Genomic DNA, 24,519 nt, shown 5'->3' on the forward strand with positions numbered 1-24,519 from the left:
GCCTGTGCGCTAGGGCCGCAGAGCCCTCAGCAGCAGATCGGCCAGGTGGTCGGCGAGCTGCTGGGGGCTCATCGGGCCGTCGGGGCGGTACCAGGTCGACAGGTGGTGCACGGAGCCGAAGTGGTAGTCGACCACGAGGTCGGCCGGGGTGGCCGTGGAGAAGACGCCCGCCCGCTGGCCCTCTTCGATGAGCGCACGGAAGCGTTCGTGGTAGCGCCGGCGCTCGGCGCGCACCTGCTTGTTCTTCTCCGGGCTCAGGTGGTGCATCGAGCGGAAGAAGATCATCGCGTCGTCGAGGTTCTCGATGGTCGTCACCACGACGTCCGCCGCGGCGCCCCGAAGCCGCTTCTCGATGGGCTCGTCGGCGTCCGCGAACGCGTCGAGCCGCTCCTGCTGGACGCGCAGCACACGCGCGTACACCTCGTGCAGGAGGTCGTCCTTGGAGCCGAAGTAGTGGTACAGCGCGCCCTTGGTGACGCCTGCCGCCTCGACGATCTCCTGCACCGAGGTGCGGTCGTAGCCCTGCTCCGCGAAGAGCCGGGTGGCGGCGGCGAGCAGCCGCTGCGGGACGGGCGTACCGTCTCCGTCCGTCGTCCTGGCCACTGTGCCGCCACCTGCCCTTCCGAGATGTTCCGCTTGCCGTGGTGCCGTCTGCCGTCTAGCCGTCGTTCGCGCGGGAACGAAGTTCCCGACGGAGGATCTTCCCACTCGCCGTCTTCGGCAAGTCGGGCAGGACCTCCACCTGCCGCGGGTATTTGTAAGCGGCCAGTCTCTCCCGGCAGTACGCGGCGAGTGCGTCGGGGTCCGCTTCGGCACCCGGACGGAGGCTGATGTACGCCTTGACGGTCTCTCCGCGGTACCCGTCGGGTACGCCGACGACGGCCGCCTCGCGCACCGCCGGGTGCGTGTAGAGCACGTCCTCGACCTCGCGCGGCCAGACCTTGAAGCCGGACGCGTTGATCATGTCCTTCTTGCGGTCAACGACGTACAGCCAGCCCTCGGTGTCCATGAAGCCGATGTCGCCTGTGCGCAGTTCCCCGTCGGGGAAGGTCTCGGCGGTGGCGTCGGGGCGCCGCCAGTAGCCGGGCACGACCTGCGGCCCGCGCACCACGATCTCGCCCTGCTCGCCGAACGGCAGCTCCTCGCCCTGGTCGTCGACGATCCGCACGACCGTCTCGGGCCCCGGCACGCCCACGGCGAGCGTCCCGGAGGCCGGGTCGACGGGGGCCTCCAGGCCGGGCGGTACGGCGGCGCAGGGCGCGGTGCACTCGGTGAGGCCGTAGCCGTTGCGGATGTAGGGCCCGAAGCCGGCCCGGAACTTCTCCACCAGGGCGGGCGGCAGCGGCGCACCGCCGGAGGAGATGTTGACGAAGGACGCGAAGTGCTCGCGGCTGACGTCCGGGTGGGCGGCCAGTGCCATGAAGGCGGTCGAGGGGCCGACGGTGTAGTGCGGCCCGTGCTCGGCGAAGGCGTCGAGCACGACGCCCGCCTCGAAGCGGTACGCCAGCACGAGCAGGCCGGCGCTGTTGAGGCAGGCGGCGAACTGGGCGACCATCCCGGTGATGTGGAACAGCGGCGCCATCGCGAAGTAGACGGGCGCCTCGGGCAGGGCGAGGCCGGTGCGCTGCCGCTCGGCGTTGTACATGATGTTGCCGTGCGTGTTGGTGGCGCCCTTGGGCGTGCCGCTGGTGCCCGAGGTGTAGCTGATGAGCGCGATGTCGGAGGGTCCGGCGTCGCGGCCCTCCGGTGCCTTGTTGCCGTCGCGTGCCACGGCGGCCAGGTCGTCGGCGTCGGCGGCCCGCGGCAGCCGTTCGAAGGTCAGCACCCGCGGGTCGTCGCGGGTCTGGAAGTCCAGCTCGCACCCGGTGAGCACGATCCGCACGGGCGAGTCGGCCGCGGTCTCGCGCAGATACGCCTCCCAGGCCCGGTCGGAGCAGATCAGCGCGGCGACGTCGCCGTCCCGCAGCACATGGGCGACCTCCCCCGACTTGTACATCGGGTTGACGGGCACGACGACCGCCCCCGCCTTCCACGCGCCGAGCACGGCGAGGACGAAGTGCGGGGAGTTCTGGAGCAGGACGGCCACCCGGTCGCCGCGCTCCAGGCCCCGTGCGGCGAGGTGCCCGGCGACGGAGTCGCTGAGCTCGTCGACCTCGCGGTAGGTCAGACGGCCGTCGAAGTAGGCGAGGAAGGGGCGGTCGGGAGACTCGGCGGCGACCCTGCGCAGGGCGTGCACGAGGGAGTCGTCGGGGGTGACCGGGGCGCGCTGGGTGTCGCTCAGCAGCGCAAGCCAGGGCCTCGCCGCGTACCGGGAGCCGGTCACCGGGCCTCCTCCCACTTCTGCTGGAGGTGGTTCATGCCGGCCAGCCAGCGCTCGGGATCACCGGCGCGCGCCTCGTAGAACCCGGCGACCTCCGGGTGCGGCAGGATCAGGAAGCGGTCCTCCGCCATGCCCTTGAACAGGGCGTCCGCCACATCCTCCGGGGCGATGGCGGTCGGCCTCAGGACCAGGTCACCGGCGGTGCCGGTGGCGGCGAGCATGTCGGTGCGCACGCCCTGCGGGCAGATCGCGTGCACCTTGATCCCGCGGTGCCGGTACGTCAGCGACAGGTACTCGGCGAAGGCGTACGCGCCGTGCTTGGTGACGGCGTAGGGCGCGGCGCCGATCATGGTGAGCAGGCCGGCGGCGGAGACGGTGGAGACGAAGCGGCCGCTGCCGCGCTCCAGCCACTCGGGCAGCAGGGCGTGCGCGGCCCGGACGTGGGCCATGACGTTGACGTCCCAGGACAGCGACCAGGACTTCTCGTCGCCGAGGTCGTCGAGGTCCGGCCCGCCGCAGGCGACACCGGCGTTGGCGCAGTAGACGTCGACCGAGCCGCCGAGCGCGTCCCGGGCGTCGGCGACGATCGAGGAGGCGTCCCCGGGGACGGCGATACCGCCGATCTCCTCGGCGACGGCCCCGGCCTTCCCGGCATCGAGGTCATTGACGACGACACGAGCCCCCTCGGCGGCGAACCGCCGGGCGAGCGCCGCGCCGATGCCACCCCCAGCCCCGGTCACGACGACTCCGGCACCCTGCACGGCTTCCACCATCGGTCTCCTTCGGCTGCGGCTCTCCTGCGATCGTCAGACTAACCGGTCGGTATGTGACTGGGAAGGGACACCGCGACGCCGCTCAGGGGCGCGGGGAACCGCGCGACCAGCCACCCACCACCCGCACCCTCCCCACAACCTGCGGGAGCGCATACCGTGCACCCCATGCGCCTATCCAGACGAGCTCTCCTCGCAGCGACCACGGCAGCAGCATCCCTACCTTCGGCAGCGGCGGCAGCCGAACGCACCGGACACCTACGGACCGGCTTCGAGCGCCTGGCGGCCGACGGATACGCGGTCCTCGAAGGCCGGAAGGTCGGCATCGTCACCAACCCCACCGGCGTCACGCGGGACGTCCGCCACATCGTCGACGTCATGCACGCGGACGACCGCGTGAACCTGACCGCCGTCTTCGGCCCCGAGCACGGCTTCCGCGGCACCGCCCAGGCCGGCGGCTCGGAGGGCCGCTACGACGACCCGGCGACCGGGCTCCCGGTCTACGACACGTACCTCAAGAGCGGCCGGCCGCTCGCCGACATCTTCACCGCCTCCGGCGTCGACACGGTCGTCTTCGACATCCAGGACGCGGGCGCCCGCTTCTACACCTACATCTGGACGCTCTACGACTGCATGGAGGCGGCCCAGCTCGCCGACAAGCGCTTCGTCGTGCTGGACCGGCCGAACCCGGTGACCGGCCGCTCCGCGCAGGGCCCGGTGCTGCACATGGAGTTCTCGACGTTCGTCGGCCGCAGGCCCATCGCGCAGGCGCACGGCATGACGGTCGCCGAGCTGGCCAGGCTGTTCAACGGGGAGTTCCTGACCACCCCGGTCCCCCTGGAGACCGTCCGGATGTCGGGCTGGAAGCGGTCCGCGTTCTACGACGCCTGGGGTCTGCCCTGGGTGCCGCCGAGCCCGAACATGCCGACCCCGGACACCGCTCTGGTGTACTCGGGCACCTGCCTCTTCGAGGGCACGAACCTCTCCGAGGGGCGCGGCACGACCCGCCCCTTCGAACTGCTCGGCGCCGAGGGCATCGACGGGCGCTGGGCCGCGGCGGCGAACGAACTCCGGCTGCCGGGTGTGCACTTCAGGGAGGCGTACTTCGCGCCGACGTTCTCGAAGTTCCAGGGCAAGACCGTCGGCGGCGTGCAGATCCACGTCCACGACCGGGCCGCCTACGACCCCGTCCGCACCGGAATCGCCCTGCTGGTGACCGCCAAGCAGGTGTGGAGCGGCTTCGCCTGGCGCTCGGACAACTGGATCGACAAACTCACCGGCAACACCCGGGTCCGCACGCTGATCGACGCGGGCGCGAGCTCCGACGAGGTGGTCGCGGACTGGCAGCAGGAGCTGTCGGCGTTCCGCCGGACCCGCCGGGAGTACCTGCTGTACACATGACCGGCCCACGGATGGGTGACGACGTATGGCCAATCCCGCCCGTCGGCAGGACGATGCGCCCGTATCGCACCGTCACGGGGGACGAGGGGGCCTGTCATGGCGGAACCGGCAGTGGGCGTGAGTCCTTACTGGGAGCTGACCTTCGACGCCGACGGGGACCCGGACGCCGGGCGGCGGGACCGGCTGCTGGCCGGGGTGGCACGGCACGGCGTCCGTGATCTGATCGTCTTCGCGCACGGCTGGAACAACGACCGCTCCGGCGCGACGCGGCTCTACGACGGTTTCTTCGCGCCGATCCCGCGGCTGGCGCCCCGCGCGAGGGTGGGCTACGTGGGGGTGGTCTGGCCCTCGATGCGGTTCTCGGACGAGCCGATCCCGGACTTCCCGCGGGCCGTGGCGGCCGAGATGCCACGCCGGCCGGTGCTCGACAAGGACACGCGGCACGCGCTGCTGGAGACGTTCCCGGGGCGGGCCACCGTGATCGACCAGCTCGCGCGGCTGCTGGACCAGCAGCCGCGCGAGGAGGCCGAGCTGGAGGAGTTCGGGCGGCTGGTGCGGCTGCTGGTGGACGTCGTGCCGCCGGGGCCGCAGGCGCTGTTCGCGGCGGACACGCTGTGCGAAGGGGTGCCGCAGGACTCCCCTGACCTGTTCGCCGGCTCGACCGCGGCCGTGTGCGAGGACTTCGCGCGGGCCCTGACCCACCTGGAGAGCCCGGACGGAACGCCGGACGGCGCGGCCTCCTTCTCGTTGCCGAACCCGTGGGAGGGCGCGCACGAGCTGCTGCGGCAGGCGACGTACTACGCGATGAAGCGCCGTGCGGGGACCGTCGGCGAGCGCGGGCTCGGCCGGGTCGTCGGGCAGCTCGCCGCGCGCTCGCCCGGGGTCCGGGTGCATCTCGTCGGGCACAGCTTCGGCGCGCGGCTGGTGTCGTTCGCGCTGCGCGGACTGCCCGAGGGCGTACGCACGGTGAAGTCCGTGACCCTGCTCCAAGGCGCCTTCTCGCACTACGCGTTCGCGTCCCGGCTGCCGCACGACGCCCGGGCGGGCGGGGTGCTGGAGGGACAGCACAACCGGATCGACGGACCGCTGGTGTGCTGTCACTCACGGCACGACTCGGCCCTGTCCACGATGTACCCGCTGGCCTCCCGCATGGCGGGCGACGCGCGCGGGGTCGGGGCACCCGACCTGGGCCGGATGCTGGGGGCCCAGTGGGGAGCCATGGGGCACGACGGGGTGCAGGCGGTGCCGGGGACGACGTCGTACGACCTGGCCGACGCGCTGCGGGCGGAGCTGCCCGCGTCGGGATGCGTGAACGTCGACGCCGCGGCGGTGGTCAGGCGCGGCGGGCCGCCCGCGGGGGCGCACAGCGACATCGTGCACCGGGAGCTGGCGCAGCTGGTGCTGGCGGCGGGGCGCATCCGCTGACCCCGCCGCCCGCCGCTCACCGTCACCGGTGGGACGTGAACTCCACGACCTGCTGATACGTCGGCCGGTTCTGCCAGCTGATCCTGCCGTGCTTGATGCCACCCAGGGTGCGCTGGACGATCGAGTCGGCGCACCACTGGTCGCCCGCCGAGCACTGGTCGTCGCCGGGGTAGACCTGCGCCGCGGTCCTGCCGGCGGCCTCCTTCAGGGTGCTGATCAGCAAGTCCCGGCAGGCACCGAGGCTGCCGCCGCCGCAGTACTTCCGGTCGAGCGGGCCCTGTACGGACTCGCCGAGGACGGCCCGGATGTCCTTGTCGACGTAGCTCCACCAGCCGTACTGGAAGGAGCTTCCGGCGTGCGAGCCGGTCGGACCGTGCCCGGCCGACGGGGACTCGTCGATGGGCAGGTTGGCGGTCATCGCGGCGTACAGCTCACTGCCGAGGCCGGGTTCGAACTCGGCCTTGACCAGCAGCGGCCACCACGCGTCGAGGATGCGGATCGCGTCGGCGTCGGCGTACTTCTTCGAGCCGGCCGACGTCTCGGTGCGCCTGCCGCCCGCCGACAGCCACGTCTGCAGCTTGCCGACGGCCGCCGCGGCCGCGGAGTCGGTCACCGCGGAGCTGTTGACGACCTCGAGCAGATCCGGCAGGACGTCCTCGGCCCGCAGGTCGGCGAGTCCCGCCTCGGCCATCGCCTTCACCAGCGAGGCCCGCGTCACACCGCCCGCGGCGACCAGCTTCTTCACCCGGTTCTCCAGCAGGTTGCCGCGGTGCACCGAGCCGTCGCCCCAGGGCGCGCTCGTGTAGTCCTCGGCCTGCTTGTTGTTCCAGGAGATGTAGTAGTCCTGGTCGACGGAGTTGGGGTGCGCCGAGGGCGGGGTGTAGTCGGCGGTGTTCGTCGCCGGGTCCCAGCCGCGCCACTCGTACGCCGGCTGCGCCCACGCCGGGAACTCCGCGTCGACGCCGGCCGCGCGGACCGGGTTGTCGCCGCTGTTGTAGTAGGCGGTGTGCGCGGAGTCGGCGTAGAACCAGTTGAAGGTGTAGTTGATGTGCTGCGCCGCCTTCTGGAAGTCCTCGGGGCCCTTGACGTAGTCGGGGTCGTTCAGCATCTGGAAGCCGATGATGGAGTCGGCCTCGTGCAGGTAGGAGGAGCGCAGGGTGGTGTAGGCGACCTTCTTTCCGCCGACGGTCGCGCGGTGGGTGACGGGACCGTACTTCGTGCGCCACACCCGCATCGTGTACGAGCCCGCGGGGGTGCTGTCGGCGGTCGTCGGCTTCCACGCGTTCTTCTGCTCGACCTTGTCCATCGCCGTGCAGGTGCCGCGGTACAGGTAGTGGTGGTCGTCCTGGCACAGCTCGACGGCGTAGGTGTCGATGATGTCCTGGCCGGAGGTCGTGGCGCTCCACGCGTAGTCCTGGCCGCGGCCGAGCTCCACGTACATGCTCAGGCCGGCGAAGGAGGCGCCGCGGGCGCTGATGCCGGGGCCCTGGATCTCCTGGAGCAGGAGCAGCTGGGGGGCGAAGTAGCCGGTCTGCGGGCCGAAGACGGCGACCGGGTGGCCGCTCGCGGTGTGCTCGCCGCCGACCACGAGGGCGTTGGACATGCCCCGCTTCGCCGAGGTCATCGCCGTCCGGGCGGCCGTGGTCGAGGCGCCGGAAGCCGCCGCGCCGGACGCGCTGCCCGTACGGTCGTAGACCAGTTGCTCCTCGGTCACCGAGCCCGCGTCGGGCAGTGCCTCGCCCTGCGGGTCGGCGGGCTTGGTGGCGTACGGGAAGCTCTTGTCGTGGACGGTGACGACGGCCTCGGGGTCGTTGCGCTCGCGGAACGACTCCCACAGTTCGGTGCCCTCGGTCACGCCGTACTTCTCCTGGGCGGCCAGCAGGGAGAGCGCGTTGTCGACCTCGCCGCCTCCCCCGGAGCCGAACAGCGCGCCGATCACCGAGCCGAGCGCGACCAGGTCGGTGATCTTGAAGTGCTCGATCGTGCCGGCGTTGGTGACGGAGTCCTTGTGCCCGGTCAGGACGTACTCGCCGGGGAAGTAGCGGCCGCTGTCGGAGGCGTCGATGTAGGCGTTGATGCCGTCGAGGTAGGCCCTGGCGTCGGCGAGGGCGAGCTGCCCTCGTTCACCGTTGGAGGACACGGCGTTGTCTATCTGCGCCTGGAGATCGGCCTCGGTGTACGGCGCGTTGCGCCAGAACTGCTGCTCAAGGCCCTGGTTGGAGGGGGCGCCGCCCGCGAAGGAGGTCAGTTGGCCACGTCCGACGTGGCGGAAAACGTCCATCAGCCACAGCCGGTCCTGGGCCGCGGCATAGCCGGCACCGAACTCCGTGCCGTATCTGGTGGTACCGGTGATGTGCGGCACACCCGTCTTCTTGTCCCGGACGATCGTCACATCGCCGCGCCCTGCGGGACTGACGGTGGAGGCGACTTGATCGGAGGGGACGCCGAACGAGGCGTCGTTGAAGAAGGTGTTGATCGTCGCGTTGGTGAGCCCCGAGTAGCCCTTGGCCAGGTTGGCATACGGCCCGAGCTGGTCCTCAGCGTGTTCCGGCTGGGTGCCGAAGGCCTGGTTGAGCAGGATCTGGGCGAGGGTGGCGTTGCCGTTCTGGCCCGGCGGCAGGACGTCGGAGCACTGGTTCCCGCAGTGGTCGTTCACGGCCGTGGCTTCGGCCGCCGCGGCCGGGGACGCGGTGGCCGCCGGGGAAAGAGGCGACAAAAGACCGGCAATCAGCGCGCATACGGATGCCGCCTTCAGGAACCCGGGGGATCCGCCGGGAGTTCTCAGTCTGTCTGGCGCGGTACGTGGGGTACGCCGTGGCATGGCAGCTCCTACCGACGAGGGTGGGCCGAGAGTGTTACCGGCGGTATCCCCGGGATTGAAGATGAACATGCGTCACTTTTTGAGCCACCGCGACGCCACGAGGACTCGCTCGGGAGGTCATGGGAAATCGGATGGAGCCGAATCGCTTGTCGATACGTCTATTCGTCAACGTCGCACGAAGTCCGTGCGACAACGCCGAAGTGACCGAAGTACAGGTGCAGATGTGACGGAGGTGCAGGGCGATGGCCGGTTTCCGGAGTCTGGCGAGACAGGTGCGCGATCCGCGGTGCGATCTCGCGCTGCGGCGCTACTCGCTGCGTAAGTGCCTGGAGCGGTTCGCTCCCTACGGGCACAGGGCGACCTGGGACCACTTGTGCTCCCGGGCGGGATTCGGTCCCGAGGACCGCTCCCCCGACCCGGCGCGGCTCGTGGCCGCGTTGGAGGAGCTGGAGGAGGCACGTTCGGTCTGGCTGGCCTACGAGGTCGAGTTCGCCGAGCGGCGCAAGAAGGAAAAGCACGACGGACTGCGCAGGCCGGGAAGCGTGGATGACTGGCACCGGCTGACCTGGGGCGGTTTCGGCGTCGCCTGGTGCGACGACCCCCGGGTTCACCCGCAGGAACCCCTGGCGGAAGTGCTGCGCCGACTGATCTCCGCGCTGGAGCGCGAACCGGGTTCGGAGTGCCCGGCGTGCAGCGGGGGGCGACTGATCTGGAAGTACGACCTGGCCCATGAACCTTCGTCGGGCCCGGTCTGCACGGACTGCGGGATCGTGGTGCCGCGTCCGGTTCTCACGCCCGAGGCGCTGGCGGCTGCCAGGCGCGGACGGCGGCTGCTGGTGTCCGCCTAGTACGACGGGGGTGCGCCGGGGATGCCGCACCCCCCTTTGCCAGGGCTCCCCTGTTTCCCGTGCTCCCCTTTGCCAGGGCCGGCCTTCGCCGGGGCCCGCCTTCGTGAGGCCCGCCGTCGTGAGGCCCGCCTTCGTGGGGGCGGCGACTGTCAGTGGTGACTGGCACCATCGACCCATGATCCAGGTGTGTCTGAACGGAGCTCGCGGAGCCGGTGACGGCGCGGTGGTGCCGCTCTCGCCGGAGGCGCTGGCCGACTCCGCCGCCGAGGCCGTCGCGTCCGGGGCCACGGACATCCACGTCCACCCCAAGACCCCCTGCGGGCAGGACAGTCTGTCGCCGCGCGTGCTCGCGCCGGTGCTGGAGGCGATACGGGCCCGGGTGTCGGTGCCGGTCGGTGTGACGACGGGCGCGTGGGCGGAGCCGGATCCGGCGGTGCGGCTGGAGCGGGTGCGGAGCTGGACGGTGCTGCCGGACCACGCCTCGGTCAACTGGCACGAGGAGGGCGCCGAGGAACTCGCGGCGGCGCTGATGGAACGGGGTGTGGGCGTGGAGGCCGGCATCTGGTCCGGCACGGACGGCGCCGCGCGGTTCGCCGCCTCGCCGCTGGGGCCGCGGGTGTTGCGGGTGCTGGCGGAGGTGACGGACACATCGGCGCGGACGGCCGAGGCGACCGCGCAGGCGTTGCTGACCGACCTGGGCCCGGCGTTCGGCCGTCCGGTGCTGCTGCACGGGGAGGAGGGGAGCGCGTGGCCGGTGCTGCGGCTGGCGGGCCGGCTGGGGCTGGCGACGCGCGTCGGCCTGGAGGACACCCTGACCCTTCCGGACGGTGAACGCGCCCGCTCCAACGCCCAGTTGGTGACCGAAGGGCTGGTCCAGTACGCGCGAACGTCCTGAGCGCCCGGGCGAGGTGCGTGACCATAGCAGGGGCTAAACGGGTCGCTCCATCCCTTTCCCTTACGGACAGTTGGGGGCGATGAAACGACACCCGAGCACCTGAAGGAGCCCCTCATGTCGACGCTGCGCGTCACCGCGGAAGTGCTGACCGTCCATGAACATCCCAACGCCGACGCGCTGGAACTGGCCCAGGTGGGTCTGTACCGGGCCGTCGTCGCCAAGGGCGCGTACCGCACCGGCGAGGCCGCCCTTTACATCCCCGAGCAGGCGGTGCTGCCGGCCGGCCTGATCGAGGAGCTGGGGCTGACGGGGCGGCTGGCGGGCAGCGGGGCCGACCGGGTCAAGGCGGTGCGGCTGCGCGGTGAGCTGTCGCAGGGAATCGTGTGCCGTCCGAAGGCGCTGGCCGACGTGGATCTGACCCGGGCGGCCGGCGAGGGGACCGACTTCGCCGAACTGCTCGGGATCACCAAGTGGGTGCCGCCGATCCCGCCGACGATGTCGGGGGACGTGGAGTCGGCGCCGGATCTGCTGCCGTGGGTCGACATCGAGAACATCCAGCGGTATCCGGACATCTTCACGCCCGGCGAGCCGGTGGTGCTGACCGAGAAGCTGCACGGCTCGGCGTGCCTGCTGACGTACGTCGCCGACGAGGAGCGGGTGTACGTCTCCTCCAAGGGCTTCGGGTCGAAGTCGCTGGCCCTGCGCGAGGAGTCGCGGAACCTGTACTGGCGCGCGATCCGCGGCCACGGCGTCGCCGAGGCGGCGGCCCGGCTGGCGCGGCGGCTCGGGGCCCGGCGGGTCGGCGTCTTCGGGGAGGTCTTCGGGGCCGGGGTGCAGGACCTGACGTACGGCGCCGACGGCCGGCGCGAGACGCTGGGGTACGCCGCGTTCGACGTGTCCGCGGAGATCGACGGACGGGTGCGGTGGCTGGACGCGACGGAGCTGCTGGACGGCGAACTCCCCCTGGTACCGCGGCTGTTCGAGGGGCCCTTCGACATCGCGCGGGTGCTGGAGGTGGCGAGCGGACGCGAGACCGTGTCCGGGCGGGGGCTGCACCTGCGTGAGGGTGTGGTGATACGTCCGGCCGTCGAGCGGTACAGCGCGGTGACCGGCGGACGGGCGATCGCGAAGGCGGTCAGCCCGGCGTACCTGACCCGCAAGGGCGGCACCGAGTACGAGTGAGCGGAGCCGGCGGCCGTCCGCGGACCGGGGCGGCCGGACGGCCGCCGGCTTCGCAATGCCTCAGGGGCGCGCGGAACCGCGCGACGAGCCGCCCATGCCCCGCGCCCGCCGCCGGCCCCGAGACGCCGAGTCGCCGAGTCCATGGGCGAGCGATCCGTCACCCGCGACGGCCTCTCGCCCGCTCCGCCATCAGCCGCGACCCCGCCATCCGCTCACCGAAGGCGTCGTCCGGATTGGACAGGACGCAGCTGTCCAGCGAGAGACACCCGCAGCCGATGCAGTCCGTCAAGTGGTCGCGGAGGCGGTTGAGTTGCTTGATGCGCTCGTCCAGCTCGGAACGCCACGCCTCCGACAGACGCGCCCAGTCCTCGTGGGTGGGGGTGCGCTCCTCGGGGAGCTCGGCGAGGGCGTCACGGATGGTGGCGAGGGGGATGCCGACGCGCTGCGCGGCCCGTACGAAGGCGACCCGGCGCAGGGTGTCACGGGTGTAGCGGCGCTGGTTGCCGGAGGTGCGCCGGCTGCTGATCAGGCCCTTGGACTCGTAGAAGTGCAGGGCGGAGACGGCGGCGCCGCTACGGGCGGAGAGCTGGCCGACCGTGAGCTCGTGAATCTTCTCGGGGATCTGGGGCACGCCTCAAACCTACCTACCCGGATCACCGCCCCGGTCCGTTGACAGAGACCCGGCCACCTAGCATGCTAAGCAGTTGCTTAGACATGGGCGCAGGTAACACTCACTGGGCATACGTGACGCGGGAGGCCGAGACATGGCAGAGCCGAGGATCTTCACCTCCGTCGACGACCTGAAGTCGGCGGTGGGCGAGCAGTTGGGGTACACGGACTGGCTGGAGGTCGACCAGAAGCGGATCGACCTGTTCGCGGAGGCCACCGGTGACCACCAGTGGATCCACGTCGATCCGGAGAAGGCGGCCGGCGGCCCCTTCGGGACCACCATCGCGCACGGATATCTCACCCTGTCGCTGCTGCCCCTCTTCGGCCCCCAGCTCATCGCGGTCGAGGGCGTGAGGATGGGCGTGAACTACGGGACCAACAAGGTGCGTTTCCCCGCGCCGGTACCCGTGGGCTCGCGGCTGCGCGCCACCGCGACGATCACCGGCGTCGACGACGTGACGGGAGGCGTCCAGGTCAGCGTCGCGTTCACCGTGGAGCGCGAGGGCGGGGACAAGCCGGTGTGCGTCGCCGAGTCCGTCTCGCGCTACTACCTGTAGCCGGCACGCCGGGCACTCCGGCGGCCGGCCGGGCCTACTTCGCCCCCACCATCCGCAGCACGAGGTCGGCGTACAGCGCGCCGACCTCGTCCGGCGTCCAGGGCCCGTCGACGCTGAACCAGCGGGCCACGTCGATGCACAGCGACAGGACGGCGAGGGTCGTGCCCTTGACGTCCAGGACGTCGAAGTCGCCGGCCGCCACCCCGTCCTCGATGATCGCGCGCACCTCGGCGTCGCACTGGCGGCGCAGCGCGAGGATCTCGGCGCGGGCGTCCGGGCCGAGCGAGTCCAGTTCGTACTGCACGACCCGCGCGGTGGTGCGCCCCCCGGCATGCCAGCGGACGAAGGAGCTCACGGCGTCGGAGAGCCGCTCGGCGGGGGTGCCCTCGCGCCGGGCCGCGGTCCGCAGGATGTCCAGGGCCTTCTCGTGGCCGATCCTGCTGATGCGGTGGAGCAGCTCTTCCTTGGTCTTGTAGTGGATGTAGAGCGCGGCCGGGCTCATACCGGCGCGGCCCGCGATGTCACGGGTCGTCGTGGCGTGGTAGCCGCGCTCGGCGAAGGCCTCCACGGCGGCGATCAGCAACCGCCGGGCCGCGTCGGGCGTGACCTCGGCCCACGCCGACGTCTCGCCGCCGGCCGTCTCCTCCGCCGTACTCATCGCTCACTCGCCCCTCTCGCTGACAGAGGAACCACCATACCGCCCAGGGTGAGCGAGCGCTTAGCGTGCTCGTTCCGGCCGGTGCGGTTCTCAGAGCTTTTCGAAGGGGTGGTACGCGGGCCGGTCGGCCTCCTGACGGTCCCGGATCACCTTGGCCAGGGTGAAGGCGGAGGTGACGAGGTACAGGACGGCGATCGCGAGGAACGCGCGCACCCAGGCGTCGGCGTTCAGCTTGAAGATGCCGATGGCGGTGGCGGCCATGGCGACCGCGAAGGAGGCGACCGCCTGGCCGTAGAAGGCGGCGGTGTTCTGCTGCTTGCCCGAAGCGTCACTCATGAGGACAAGGGTCGGCGGATGTGGCCGCCGCCACATCCGCAGAAGTACCTAGAAGACGCGCGCAGGTACTCAGAACGCCGAGACCCCCGTCAACGCCCGTCCGATGAGCAGCTTCTGGATCTGGCTCGTGCCCTCGTAGAGGGTCATCACACGGGCGTCCCGCAGCAGCTTGCCCGCCGGGTACTCGTCGATGTAGCCGTAGCCGCCGAAGACCTGGAGGGCGTTGTTGGCGGCGCGCACGGCCGCCTCGGACGCGAAGAGCTTGGCCTTGGAGGACTCCACGGCGAAGGGCTGCCCGCGGTCGATCAGATCGGCGACCCGCCAGGTCAGCAGCCGCGCCGCGTCCACGTCCACGGCGATGTCGCTGATCAGCTCCTGGACCAGCTGGTGCCGGGCGATGGGCTTGCCGAACTGCTCACGCTCACCGGCGTAGCGGACGGCCGCGTCCAGGGCGGCCTGGGCTATGCCGACGCAGCCCGCGGCGACCGACATCCGCCCCTTGGCCAGGGCCGACATCGCGACGGAGAAGCCCTTGCCCTCCTCCCCCACCATGGCCGACGCAGGGACCCGGACGTCCTCCAGCACGAGTTCGGCGGTGGCCTGGCCGCGCAGGCCGAGCTTGCCGTGGATGGTGCGGCGGGTCAGACCGGGGGTGTCGGTGGGGATCAGGAAGGCGGAGACGCCCTTGTGGCCCGGCGCGTCCGTGGAGCGGGCGAAGAGCAGGACCACGTCGGCCCAGGTGCCGTTGGTGATGAACATCTTGGTGCCGTTGACGACGTACTCGTCGCCGTCCCGCACGGCCCTCGTGGAGAGGTTGCCGGCGTCGGAGCCGGTACCCGGCTCGGTGAGGCCGAAGCAGCCGACGAGCTCGCCCGCGGTGAGCCCGGGCAGCCAGCGGCGTCGCTGCTCCTCGCTCCCCCGGGCCGCGATCGTCTTGGCGACCAGGCCGAGCGAGACCGACACGATCCCCCGCACCGAGGAGTCGCCGCGCCCCAGCTCCTCCGTGACCAGGCAGTAAGCCAGATGGTCGCCGCCCGAGCCGCCGTACTCCTCGTCGATCGTCAGGCCCAGGAAGCCGACCTCGCCGAGCTTCTTGACGATCGCGCGGTCGATGTCTTCCGCACGGTCCCACTCGACGACGTTCGGTGCGATCTCGCGGGCCACGAAGTCCCGGGCGAGGCGGCGGACGGCGGTCTGCTCCTCGCTGAGCTCCAGGTTCATGCAGAGTCACCCCACAGACGGTGGCCATCCCCGCGGGCGGTGGCCATAGAGAGCCGTACATTGAAAGCCGTACATTTAAATTAGCACTGCTAGTTTACGTCGGGCAGCCCTACTATGTGCGCCATGGCCCGACCGCGCAAGCCCCTCCTCAGCTACGACCGGATCGTCGAGACGGCTCGCGAACTCGTGGACGCGGAGGGCCTGTCGGCCGTCTCCACGCGCCGCCTCGCCGCCGAGCTGGGGGTGAGCGGGCCGTCCCTGTACAACCACTTCCGCACGAAGGACGAGATCCTGGAGGCGGTCGCCGACTCGGTGAGCGCGCAGGTCGACCTGTCGATGTTCGAGGGCGGCCGGGACTGGCGGACGGCACTGCACGACTGGGCCGTCTCCTACCGTGCGGCCCTGCGCGACCACCCCAACATCGTGCCCGTCCTGGCCCGCGGCCCCGGCCGCCGCCCGGCCGCGCTGCGGCTCGCCGACGCGGTCTACGGCGCCATGGTGGCGGCGGGCTGGCCTGCGGCGCAGGCCACGTCCATCGGCGCGCTGATGCGGTACTTCATCATGGGCTCGGCGCTCGGCTCGTTCGCCGGGGGGTTCGTGGACGACGCGAGCGCGTACGACCCCGCCGACTACCCGCACCTCGGACAGGCCCACCTCCTCGCCGAGCAGCAGGAGAAGATCGACGAACGGGCCTTCGAGACGGGCCTCGCGGCGCTGCTCGACGGACTGGCGCGACAGTACGAACAGGTCGGCCGGGAGATCTGAGCGCTACCCGGCGGGCACGAGGTCATCGCCCCGCCGACGGGAACCTCGGAGTCCGCGCACGCACAACGGCGGCCAGGCGGACCGGCGATCGCCACCCCGCCGACGGGAACCTCGGAGTCCGCGCACGCACAACGGCGGCCAGGCGGACCGGCGGTCGCCACCCCGCCGACGGGGACGTCGGAGACCGCTCTCGGGCGCCTGCGGCAGCCCCGGTCACTCTTCGGTCCGCGCCGAAGTGTCCGTGCCCCATGCTGGGACGCATGGCCACCAAGGACCCCCAGGCACCGCAGCTCGCCCGCCTCGCCGGACTCATCGCCGACGAGACGCGGGCCGCGTGTCTGCTGGCGCTGCTCGACGGGCGGGCGTGGACCGCGGGTGAGCTGGCGCGGCACGCCGGGGTCGCGGCGTCGACGCTGAGCGAGCATCTGGGCAAGCTGGTCGCGGGCGGGCTGCTCTCCGAGGAGCGGCAGGGACGGCACCGGTACGTCCGGCTGGCCGACGACCGGGTCGCCCAGCTCGTGGAGGAGCTGGCCGCCCAGGTGTCCCCCAAGGTGGCGCGTCGGCCCCGGAATCTGCGGGAGTCCAGCGCCGGTTCCGCCATGGCCCGGGGCCGGACCTGCTACGACCATCTCGCCGGGCGGCTCGGGATCACGGTCACCGACGCGTTGACCGCGCGCGGGCTGCTGCGCCAGGACACCGGGTTCGCGCTGACGGATGCGGGGCTCGGCTGGTTCGACGGCGCCGGCATCCCTCTCGACCGCACCACCCGCCGCCCGCTGACCCGCGCCTGCCTCGACTGGACGGAACGCCGGCCCCATCTGGCCGGCGTCGCGGGCGCGGCTCTGTGCCGGCACGCGCTGGACTCGGGCTGGTGCGTGCGGATCGGTTCGGAGCGGGCCGTGAAGGTGACTCCGTCGGGAGAACGGGCCCTGTCCGAGCTGCTGGGCATCGATGGGACAGCGCTGCGCTGAGCGCCCCGCAGGAGCGCGGAGAACCCCGCGACCAGCCACAACGAACCGGCGGACGGCCAACGAGCCGTCCGAAATCCGCGAGCTTCCGCAGCTCCGCCTCCCTAACCTCTGGAGCATGATGAACGTCTCCCCTGCCCGCCGTCCCGACGTGCTCGCCGCCGGCGCGGCAGCCGTCACCGTCGTGATGTGGGCCTCGGCCTTCGTGTCCATCCGCAGTGCCGGGGCCGAGTACTCGCCCGGCGCACTCGCGCTGGGGAGGCTGCTCGTCGGTGCCGCGGTGCTGGGGCTCATCTGCCTCGTTCGCCGCGAGGGACCGCCGCCCCGCGCCGCCTGGCCCGGGATCGCGATAGCGGGCCTGCTGTGGTTCGGCTTCTACAGCGTCGTCCTGAACTGGGGCGAGCAGCAGGTGGACGCCGGTACGGCGGCTCTGGTCGTGAACATCGGGCCGATCCTCATCGCGCTGCTGGGCGCGCGGCTGCTCGGTGATCCGATGCCGCCGCGGCTGCTGGCCGGCATGGCGGTGTCCTTCGCGGGCGCCGTGACCGTGGGGCTCTCGATGTCCGACGAGGGCGGATCCTCGGTGCTCGGGGTGGTGCTGTGCCTGCTCGCCGCGATCGGCTACGCGGGTGGCGCGGTCGCGCAGAAGCCGGCGCTCGGCCATGCGAGCGCGCTCCAGGTGACGACGTACGGGTGTCTGGTCGGCGCGGTGCTCTGCCTGCCCTTCGCCGGGCAGCTCGTCGACGACGCGGCCCACGCCTCGCTGTCGGCGACGCTCAACCTGGTCTTCCTCGGCGTCTTCTCGCTGGCGCTCGCCTTCACGACCTGGGCGTACGCCCTGGCCCGTACGACCGCCAGCCGTATGGGCGCGACCACGTACGCGGTGCCCGCGCTGGTCGTGCTGATGTCGTGGCTGGCGCTCGGCGAGGTGCCCGGGCTGCTCACGCTCGCGGGCGGGGCGCTGTGTCTGGCGGGTGTGGCGGTGTCGCGGTCCCGGACCCGGTCCGCCCGGGTCGTGGCGAGCGCGCCGCGACCCGAGCAGACCCGCGAGTCAGCGTGAACCCGCCCGGCCGGCCAGCACCTTGATGGACAGCAGGGCGATCACGGCGAGGCCGATGATGTAGGCGGACACCGCCATCGAGGTGCCGGATGCCTCCAGCAGCAGCACCATGACGAAGGGCGCGAGGCCGCCGCCGAGCACGGCTGCGATCTGGTAGCCGAGGGAGGCGCCCGTGTAGCGCATCTCGGGCGTGAACAGCTCGGCGAACAGGGCCGCCTGAGGGCCGTACATGATGCTGAGGAAGCAGCTGGCGACGAAGGAGCCGACCGCCAGCCACAGCAGCGAACCGGTGTCGATGAGCAGGAACATCGGTACGGCCCACAGGGCGATGCCGGCGGCGCCGAGGGCGTAGACGCGGATGCGGCCGATCTTGTCGGAGAGCGCGGCGGCGGCCGGGATCAGCACCAGTTGGGTGAGGCTGACGCAGAGCGAGACGGTGAGGACCGCGCTCTTGTCCATGTCGAGTTCCCGGGTCGTGTAGTCCAGGACGCCGGTGATCAGGATGTAGAAGGTCGCGGTGTTGACGGCGAAGGAGCCGCCGGCCAGCAGGACCGTGCCGAGGTGGCCCTTCAGGATGGCGCGCAGCGGGCTGCTCTGTTCCGTCTTCTCCTTCTCCGCCAACGCCCGCTCGGCCTCCCGGAATTCGGGGGTCTCCTCGACGCGGGTGTGGATGTACCAGGCGAGAGCGAGGACGAACAGGCCGATCAGGAACGGCACCCGCCAGCCCCACGCCGCGAACTGCGCGTCGGTCGTGAAGGCTCCGGCCAGCAGGAAGACCGTGTTGGCGCTGACCACGCCGATGGGGACACCGAGTTGGACGACGCTGCCGTAGACGCCGCGCTTGCCCTCGGGGGCGTACTCGGTGGCCATCAGCATCGCGCCGCCCCACTGGGCGCCGACCGCGACGCCCTGGGCGACGCGCAGCAGGACCAGCAGGATCGGGGCGGCGACACCGATCGTCTCGTAGGTGGGGAGCAGGCCGATGCCGGTGGTGGCGATGCCCATGAGGGTCAGCGCGAGGACCAGCATGGGCTTGCGGCCGCGCTTGTCGCCGAGCTGACCCGCGACGATGCCGCCGATGGGGCGGGCGAGGAAGCCGACCGCGAAGGTGGCGAAGGCGGCGAGCACTCCGGCGGTGGGGCTGCCGGCCGGGAAGTACAGATCGCCGAGGACGAGGGCGGCGGCGATACCGAAGACGAAGTAGTCGTACCACTCGACGGCCGAGGCGAGGGCCGCCGCTGTGGCCACGCGACGCCTGTTGACCGTGGGGAGGGCGGTCGTGGTGGTGTCGGGGTGAGCGGAGGGGGCCATGTCCATGCGTGCACACTCCGGTGGGTGCGGTGGGGACGTTGGCGGCGAACGTACTGACCGGACGGTATGGGGTCAACGGTTGTGCCGGAAGGTTGCCCGGGGCACCCGAGGGCCCCGGGCGATCTCAGAGGCTCAGAACACCACCAGGGCCCGGCCGCCCTTGCCCGCGAGCATGTTCTCGAACGCCGCCGGAATCCCCTCCAGCGCGATGCGTTCGGTGACCAGCGCACCCAGGTCCAGCCGGCCCGCGCGCACGTGCTCGGCCAGCACCGGCAGGTCCCGGGCCGGGTCGGAGTTGCCGTAGACGCAGCCGGCGAGGGTGCGGCCCCAGTGGAAGATCTCCAGCGCGTTGAAGGTGACCTGCTGGTCCTTGCCGCCGATACCGACGACCGTGGTGCGGCCGCCGCGCCGGGTGGAGTCCCAGGCCGTGCGGATCGTGGTCGCGCGGCCCACGCACTCGACGGCCACGTCCACGCCCTGCTTGCCGGTCAGGCCCCGGATCTCGCGGGCGGTGTTCTCGGAGGCGATCACATAGTCGGTGGCTCCCGCAGCGCGCGCCAGTTCCTCCTTCTCCGGGGAGACGTCGACGGCGACGATCTTCGCGGCGCCCGCGATCCTGGCGGCCTGGAGGGCGGCCAGGCCGACCCCGCCGACGCCGAACACGGCGACCGTCTCCCCCTCCCGCACCCGTGCCGAGTGGTGCACGGCGCCGTAGCCGGTGAGGACGGCGCAGCCCAGCAGGGCGGCGTCGGTGAGCGGGACGCCGTCCGGGAGCGGCAGCAGGCAGCCGGCCGGGACGACCGTCTCCTCGGCGAACGCGGCGACGTTCAGACCGGGGTGCAGGTCGGTGCCCGCTGCGGTGCGGGCGTAGACGTCGGCGGCGCCGTTCAGCGCGTTGGCGCACAGCCAGACCTCGCCGAGCCCGCAGGCGTGACAACTACCGCACGAGGGCGCCCAGTTGAGGACGACGCCGTCGCCGGGCCGGAAGGTCGTGACGCCCTCCCCGACGGCCACCACCGTGCCGGCGCCCTCGTGGCCGAGGACCGCGGGGACGGGGACGCGCATGGTGCCGTCGGACAGGGACAGGTCGGAGTGGCAGACCCCGGCGGCGGCCAGGCGGACGCGGACCCGGCCGGGACCGGGGTCGGGCAGTTCGATGTCGGTGACCTCCAGCGGGGCACCGATGGCGGGCAGGACGGCGGCGCGAACCATGTGCGGGCTCCTCAGAACTGCAGGGACTTGGTCTGGAGGTACTCGGCCAGGCCGTGTGCGCCCAGCTCGCGGCCCACACCCGACTGCTTGTAGCCGCCGAAGGGGGCGCGGACGTTGAAGCGGCCGCCGTTGATGTCGACCTGCCCGGTGTCCATCCGACGCGCGAAGGCGACCGCCTCCGCCTCCTCGCCGGCCCACACGGCGCCGGCGAGGCCGTAGACGGTGCCGTTGGCGATGCGCAGGGCGTCCTCCTCGTCGTCGTAGCGCAGGATCGACAGGACCGGGCCGAAGATCTCCTCCTGGGCGATGGTCATCTCGGGGGTGACGTCGGCGAAGACGGTGGGGCTGACGAAGTAGCCCTGCTCGCGCGGCGCCTCGGTGCCGCCCGCGACCAGCCGCGCACCCTCGGCGACGCCCTTCTCGACGTAGCCGAGCACCCGCGCCTGCTGCTTGGCGCTGACCACCGGGCCGATGCGCTCGCCGTACTTCGCGGCGGCGGTCGCGGCGAGCTCCACGGCCTCGTCGTACTGGTCGCGGTGGACCAGCATCCGCGTCCAGGCGCTGCACGTCTGGCCGGAGTTGGACATCACGTTGGCGACACCGACGTTGACCGCCTTGGCCAGGTCGGCGCTCGGCAGGATGACGTTGGCGGACTTGCCGCCCAGCTCCAGGGCGACCTTCTTGATCGCCGCTCCGGCCACCGCGGCGATCTGCCGGCCGACGGCCGTGGAGCCGGTGAAGGAGACCAGGTCGACGTCCGGATGCTCGGCGAGCGCCTGGCCCGCGACCGGGCCGAGGCCGGTGACCAGGTTGAAGACGCCCGCGGGGACGCCGGCCTCGTGGACCGCCTCGGCGAAGAGCTGGGCGACCAGCGGGGTGTCCTCGGCGGGCTTCAGGACCACCGTGCAGCCCGCCGCCAGCGCCGCGGCGACCTTGGCGACGATCTGGTGCAGCGGGTAGTTCCAGGGCGTGATCGCGCCGACCACGCCGAGGGGCTCCAGGTACACGGTCGAGTTGCCGACCCGCTCCTCGAAGGCGTACGTCGCGGCCAGTTCCGCGTACGAGCCCGCGACCCCGATCGGCGCGCCCGTCTGGACGGCCTCGGAGAACTTCAGGGGCGAGCCGAGTTCGGCGGTGACCGTCTCGGCGATCTCGTCCTTGCGGGCCATCAGGACGTCCCGGAGGGCGGCCAGCCGTGCGGCCCGTTCGGCGGGCGGGGTCGCGGCCCAGCCCGGGAAGGCGGCGCGGGCGGCCCGTACGGCGGTGTCGACGTCGACGGCGGTGCCGGCCGGGACCCGCCCGATCACCTGCTCGTCGGCCGGGTTCACGACCTCGATCACGTCCCCGCTCGCGGCGGGGCGCCACGCGCCGTCGATGTACATGCCGTCGTGTGCCTTCATCACGCTTCCTCCCGGGCGGGGCGCATCGTCGTCCGGCTGTGGTCGCCGGGCTCATAAACTAGCGGCGATAGTTTTTGCGCGCCAGACACCCCGGCCGATCAGCCGGACCCCATGACATCAGAAGTCGACCCGCGCCCGGTCGTCCACCCTCCCCACGGCCTCCTGCCCGAACGCCTTCTCATAGGCGCCGCGGATCTCCTCGATCCTGCGGTCACTGTCCTGCGCCCGCACCTCGGGGTAGAGCAGGATCAGCTCGTACGACGTCTCCTTCTCGATCGTCCCGCCGCCGTCCCGCCACTGGCCGCGCCCGCTCTGCACGGTCAGCCCGTCCGGGAAATCGGGCGTCACCTCCTCGTCGACGAAGTCCATGAACTGCCGGTCGGTGACGGCCGGACCGCCGTCGGGGCGTGCGGTACCGAAGAACAACCGGGTCTCGATGTACGGCTCTCCGCGCGCCGGCACCGCGGCGGCGGTGTCGTCGAGGGTGGCGTACGCGGTCGGGGCGCCGACGGCCAGCAGCAGACCGGCGACCGCCAAGGAAGCCCGAGTTCGGGTGAGTTGCACGTTCATGCACCCATGACTACCTATGTCCGGGGTGCGTCATTCCTCCAGATCCGGCAGTCGCGCCGGGGCCGGGCAGATGCGGTCGCCGTGCTGGTCGAAGACGAACAGATGGGCGAGGTCGACCAGGAGCGGGACGTGCATGCCGTGCCGGAGGTCGAAGTCGGGTGTGGTGCGCACGATGAGGTCGCCGGGGAGGCGGCCTTCGGGCGGCGCGGGGTCGTGGGCGTCGTCGGCCGGGTGCTCCAGTGCCACCACGGGCCCGGCGCGCAGGGCGCCCGCGCGGTTGCGCAGCCGCTCCAGCACCGAGCCGGAGTCCCGGCGCCGGCGCCGCACGGGCGGAACCGGACGCGGGGCCTCCAGGTCGGGCACCACGGCGGGCCGGGAGCCGGTGTTGAAGTGGACGAGGACCTCGTGGCCCTGGAACTCCACATGCTCGACCAGGCCGGTGATGTGCACCTCGCCGGGACGGGCACTGGCGGGCTCGGCGATACGGACGGCCTCCGAACGCAGGCCCACGATGACCTCGCGTCCCTGCTGCACCCGCAGCAACTGGTGGTCCAGGCACAGGGGTTCGGGCAGCCGGAGGTACTGCTTGCCCAGGCTGATGGTCATCGCGCCGTCCAGCGGGGCCCGCACGACACCGCGCAGCAGGTTGATGCGGGGGATGCCGATGAACGCGGCCACGAAGACATTGCGCGGCAGCGAGTAGACCGAGCGGGGCGTGCCGACCTGCTGCAGGACGCCGCCGCGCAGGACGGCGACCCGGTCGCCCAGCGACATCGCCTCGGCCTGGTCGTGGGTGACGTAGACCGTGGTGACGCCGAGCTTGCGGGTGAGGCCGGAGATCTCGGCGCGCAGGTGGTTGCGGAGCTTGGCGTCGAGGTTGGACAGCGGCTCGTCCATGAGGAACGCGGAGGGGTGGCGGGCGATGGCCCGGCCCATGGCGACGCGCTGGCGCTCGCCGCCGGAGAGCTGAGCGGGGAAGCGGTCGAGCAGGTCCTCGATGCCCAGCATGCGGGCGGTGGCGTCCACGCGCGTACGGGGGTCCTCGCCCGGCGTCTCGATGCGCAGCGGGAACCCGATGTTGTCGCGGCTGGTCATGCTCGGGTAGAGGGCGAAGTTCTGGAAGACCATCGCGATGCGCCGGTCGGCCGGCAGCAGGTCGTTGGCCCACTCGCCGTCCAGGAGCAGTTCGCCCTCGTCTATCTCCTCCAGACCGGCGATCATCCTGAGCACGGTGGACTTGCCGCAGCCGGAGGGCCCGAGCAGCACCAGGAACTCACCGGGCTCGATGTCCAGCGAGAGCCGGTCCACGACACGGGTGCCCCGCGTGTAGGACTTGCTCACGTCGTGCAGGGAGATGGCGCGTGTCATGACGGATGCCCCCGGGGGCTCATTCAGGCACCGGGGGCCGTCCGGCATGCCGGGTCCGGGTACGCACGGTCCGGCACGCGCTCCGCCGGACGGGCCCCGGCGCTCCGCGGTCGAACGCCTCGCGCGGGTCGCACGGGGCGTATGAGTCACGGAAGTTAACGGAATGTGTGCGGCGGGGGGAAGGGAACGGCCCGAATCGGGCGGCGCTGTCCATCAGGCGGGCAAACGGACGGCCGGATTCAGCGCCGGCCGGCGCCCTTCGGCTCACGCGTGGCGGTGAGATGGGCGTAGACGACGACGTTTCCGGTGTAGCCGGTCCGGCGGTTGTAGTTGCCGCCGCAGGTGATCAGGCGCAGCTCGGGGCGGGACCGGGGGCCGTACACCTCGCGGTTGGGGAACTTGTCCTTCTGGTACGTCTTGATGGCGTCGACGGAGTAGACGGCGGTCCGTCCGTCGGCGCGCCGGACCTCGATGCGCTTGCCGCGCTTCAGTTCGCCGAGGCCGCCGAAGACGGCGGGTCCGGTGTCGGTGTCGAGGTGGCCCACGGCGATGGCGGTGCCCTGCTCCCCCGGCGAGGGTCCGTCCGCGTACCAGCCGACCAGGTTGGGCTCCTCCTCCGGGGGCGCGGGCAGGCGCCGCTCGCTGTCGAGGCGCAGGTCCATCAGCGGGGAGTCGACGCTGATGTAGGGGATGACGAGGCGGGTGGCGCGGGAGCGGGGCAGGGGGCTCGGGCCGCCGGAGCGCTTGGCGGGCTTCGTGGCG

General features: G+C 71.9%; 23 protein-coding genes. 9 read left to right on the forward strand and 14 right to left on the reverse strand.

Features of this window, described 5'->3' with window-relative positions; genetic code table 11:
* Nucleotides 1-9: 9 nt before the first annotated feature.
* From ACGFW6_RS42700 to ACGFW6_RS42710, 3 genes are read right to left on the reverse strand one after another with little or no spacing between them, the layout of a single operon-like run.
* Nucleotides 10-603 (reverse strand): TetR/AcrR family transcriptional regulator, encoded by a 594-nt coding sequence (locus ACGFW6_RS42700; protein WP_393522460.1) that lies wholly within the window; start codon nucleotides 601-603, stop codon nucleotides 10-12.
* A 55-nt stretch (nucleotides 604-658) separates the two neighbouring features.
* Nucleotides 659-2,323 (reverse strand): class I adenylate-forming enzyme family protein, encoded by a 1,665-nt coding sequence (locus ACGFW6_RS42705; RefSeq protein WP_393522462.1) that lies wholly within the window; start codon nucleotides 2,321-2,323, stop codon nucleotides 659-661.
* The gene (locus ACGFW6_RS42710) at nucleotides 2,320-3,093 is read right to left on the reverse strand and encodes an SDR family oxidoreductase (RefSeq protein WP_393522465.1); all 774 of its coding nucleotides are present in this window, start codon (nucleotides 3,091-3,093) and stop codon (nucleotides 2,320-2,322) included. The genes ACGFW6_RS42705 and ACGFW6_RS42710 overlap by 4 nt, the downstream gene beginning before the upstream one ends.
* Nucleotides 3,094-3,258: 165 nt before the next feature.
* Between ACGFW6_RS42710 and ACGFW6_RS42715 the strand changes: the two genes are divergently transcribed.
* Both ACGFW6_RS42715 and ACGFW6_RS42720 read left to right on the forward strand, forming a co-directional pair.
* Nucleotides 3,259-4,491, forward strand: coding sequence for an exo-beta-N-acetylmuramidase NamZ domain-containing protein (locus tag ACGFW6_RS42715; protein WP_393522468.1), 1,233 nt, complete (start codon nucleotides 3,259-3,261; stop codon nucleotides 4,489-4,491).
* Between the two features lie 96 nt (nucleotides 4,492-4,587).
* Complete coding sequence (locus ACGFW6_RS42720; protein ID WP_393522470.1) at nucleotides 4,588-5,916, forward strand: serine-threonine protein kinase; 1,329 nt, start codon at nucleotides 4,588-4,590, stop codon at nucleotides 5,914-5,916.
* Nucleotides 5,917-5,938: 22 nt separating this feature from the next.
* Here ACGFW6_RS42720 and ACGFW6_RS42725 read toward each other — a convergent pair whose 3' ends face one another.
* Nucleotides 5,939-8,737: a penicillin acylase family protein gene (locus ACGFW6_RS42725; RefSeq protein ID WP_393522473.1), complete on the reverse strand. Its 2,799-nt coding sequence runs from the start codon at nucleotides 8,735-8,737 to the stop codon at nucleotides 5,939-5,941.
* Between the two features lie 242 nt (nucleotides 8,738-8,979).
* Between ACGFW6_RS42725 and ACGFW6_RS42730 the strand changes: the two genes are divergently transcribed.
* The 3 genes from ACGFW6_RS42730 (at nucleotide 8,980) to ACGFW6_RS42740 (ending at nucleotide 11,662) form a co-directional block, all read left to right on the forward strand.
* On the forward strand, nucleotides 8,980-9,585 hold the full coding sequence (locus tag ACGFW6_RS42730) for a hypothetical protein (protein ID WP_393522476.1): 606 nt from the start codon (nucleotides 8,980-8,982) through the stop codon (nucleotides 9,583-9,585).
* A 175-nt stretch (nucleotides 9,586-9,760) separates the two neighbouring features.
* Nucleotides 9,761-10,480: a 3-keto-5-aminohexanoate cleavage protein gene (locus ACGFW6_RS42735; RefSeq protein ID WP_393522478.1), complete on the forward strand. Its 720-nt coding sequence runs from the start codon at nucleotides 9,761-9,763 to the stop codon at nucleotides 10,478-10,480.
* 114 nt (nucleotides 10,481-10,594) lie between these two features.
* Nucleotides 10,595-11,662: an RNA ligase (ATP) gene (locus ACGFW6_RS42740; protein WP_393522480.1), complete on the forward strand. Its 1,068-nt coding sequence runs from the start codon at nucleotides 10,595-10,597 to the stop codon at nucleotides 11,660-11,662.
* A gap of 157 nt (nucleotides 11,663-11,819) precedes the next feature.
* On the opposite strand, the gene soxR is transcribed toward ACGFW6_RS42740, so the two are convergent.
* Nucleotides 11,820-12,293 carry a redox-sensitive transcriptional activator SoxR gene (soxR, locus tag ACGFW6_RS42745; RefSeq protein ID WP_393522482.1) on the reverse strand — a complete coding sequence of 158 codons (474 nt, stop codon included), beginning with the start codon at nucleotides 12,291-12,293 and terminating at the stop codon, nucleotides 11,820-11,822.
* 133 nt (nucleotides 12,294-12,426) lie between these two features.
* On the opposite strand from soxR, the gene ACGFW6_RS42750 reads away from it, so the two are divergent.
* Complete coding sequence (locus ACGFW6_RS42750; protein ID WP_393522485.1) at nucleotides 12,427-12,888, forward strand: MaoC family dehydratase; 462 nt, start codon at nucleotides 12,427-12,429, stop codon at nucleotides 12,886-12,888.
* Between the two features lie 34 nt (nucleotides 12,889-12,922).
* Here ACGFW6_RS42750 and ACGFW6_RS42755 read toward each other — a convergent pair whose 3' ends face one another.
* The 3 genes from ACGFW6_RS42755 to ACGFW6_RS42765 all read right to left on the reverse strand — a co-directional run bounded on the left by ACGFW6_RS42755 (nucleotide 12,923) and on the right by ACGFW6_RS42765 (nucleotide 15,103).
* Entirely contained in the window at nucleotides 12,923-13,546 is a 624-nt protein-coding gene (locus ACGFW6_RS42755) for a TetR/AcrR family transcriptional regulator (RefSeq protein WP_393522487.1), read from the reverse strand.
* Between the two features lie 90 nt (nucleotides 13,547-13,636).
* Nucleotides 13,637-13,882 carry a YiaA/YiaB family inner membrane protein gene (locus ACGFW6_RS42760; protein ID WP_030955107.1) on the reverse strand — a complete coding sequence of 82 codons (246 nt, stop codon included), beginning with the start codon at nucleotides 13,880-13,882 and terminating at the stop codon, nucleotides 13,637-13,639.
* A 69-nt stretch (nucleotides 13,883-13,951) separates the two neighbouring features.
* Entirely contained in the window at nucleotides 13,952-15,103 is a 1,152-nt protein-coding gene (locus ACGFW6_RS42765) for an acyl-CoA dehydrogenase family protein (protein ID WP_393522490.1), read from the reverse strand.
* A 123-nt stretch (nucleotides 15,104-15,226) separates the two neighbouring features.
* On the opposite strand from ACGFW6_RS42765, the gene ACGFW6_RS42770 reads away from it, so the two are divergent.
* The 3 genes from ACGFW6_RS42770 to ACGFW6_RS42780 all read left to right on the forward strand — a co-directional run bounded on the left by ACGFW6_RS42770 (nucleotide 15,227) and on the right by ACGFW6_RS42780 (nucleotide 17,896).
* Nucleotides 15,227-15,868 carry a TetR/AcrR family transcriptional regulator gene (locus ACGFW6_RS42770; protein ID WP_393522493.1) on the forward strand — a complete coding sequence of 214 codons (642 nt, stop codon included), beginning with the start codon at nucleotides 15,227-15,229 and terminating at the stop codon, nucleotides 15,866-15,868.
* Between the two features lie 260 nt (nucleotides 15,869-16,128).
* A complete protein-coding gene (locus tag ACGFW6_RS42775; protein ID WP_393522496.1) occupies nucleotides 16,129-16,839 on the forward strand; it encodes an ArsR/SmtB family transcription factor in 711 nt (236 codons plus the stop codon).
* Nucleotides 16,840-16,957: 118 nt separating this feature from the next.
* Nucleotides 16,958-17,896 carry a DMT family transporter gene (locus tag ACGFW6_RS42780; RefSeq protein ID WP_393522516.1) on the forward strand — a complete coding sequence of 313 codons (939 nt, stop codon included), beginning with the start codon at nucleotides 16,958-16,960 and terminating at the stop codon, nucleotides 17,894-17,896.
* Here ACGFW6_RS42780 and ACGFW6_RS42785 read toward each other — a convergent pair.
* The 6 genes from ACGFW6_RS42785 to ACGFW6_RS42810 form a co-directional block, all read right to left on the reverse strand.
* Complete coding sequence (locus ACGFW6_RS42785; RefSeq protein WP_393522499.1) at nucleotides 17,888-19,213, reverse strand: MFS transporter; 1,326 nt, start codon at nucleotides 19,211-19,213, stop codon at nucleotides 17,888-17,890. The two genes, ACGFW6_RS42780 and ACGFW6_RS42785, sit on opposite strands and share 9 nt — an antisense overlap.
* A 126-nt stretch (nucleotides 19,214-19,339) precedes the next feature.
* Entirely contained in the window at nucleotides 19,340-20,419 is a 1,080-nt protein-coding gene (locus tag ACGFW6_RS42790) for a Zn-dependent alcohol dehydrogenase (protein ID WP_393522502.1), read from the reverse strand.
* Between the two features lie 11 nt (nucleotides 20,420-20,430).
* Nucleotides 20,431-21,819, reverse strand: coding sequence for an aldehyde dehydrogenase family protein (locus ACGFW6_RS42795; protein WP_393522505.1), 1,389 nt, complete (start codon nucleotides 21,817-21,819; stop codon nucleotides 20,431-20,433).
* Nucleotides 21,820-21,936: 117 nt separating this feature from the next.
* On the reverse strand, nucleotides 21,937-22,389 hold the full coding sequence (locus ACGFW6_RS42800; RefSeq protein WP_393522507.1) for a DUF3574 domain-containing protein: 453 nt from the start codon (nucleotides 22,387-22,389) through the stop codon (nucleotides 21,937-21,939).
* Nucleotides 22,390-22,419: 30 nt separating this feature from the next.
* A complete protein-coding gene (locus tag ACGFW6_RS42805) occupies nucleotides 22,420-23,757 on the reverse strand; it encodes an ABC transporter ATP-binding protein (protein ID WP_393522509.1) in 1,338 nt (445 codons plus the stop codon).
* 239 nt (nucleotides 23,758-23,996) lie between these two features.
* Nucleotides 23,997-24,519, reverse strand: a 523-nt coding sequence (locus ACGFW6_RS42810; RefSeq protein ID WP_393522512.1) for a class F sortase, incomplete at its 5' end; no start/stop codon positions are given.

Origin of the sequence: Streptomyces sp. Y7 (assembly GCF_043195415.1) — a bacterium.
Classification (GTDB): Bacteria; Actinomycetota; Actinomycetes; order Streptomycetales; family Streptomycetaceae; genus Streptomyces.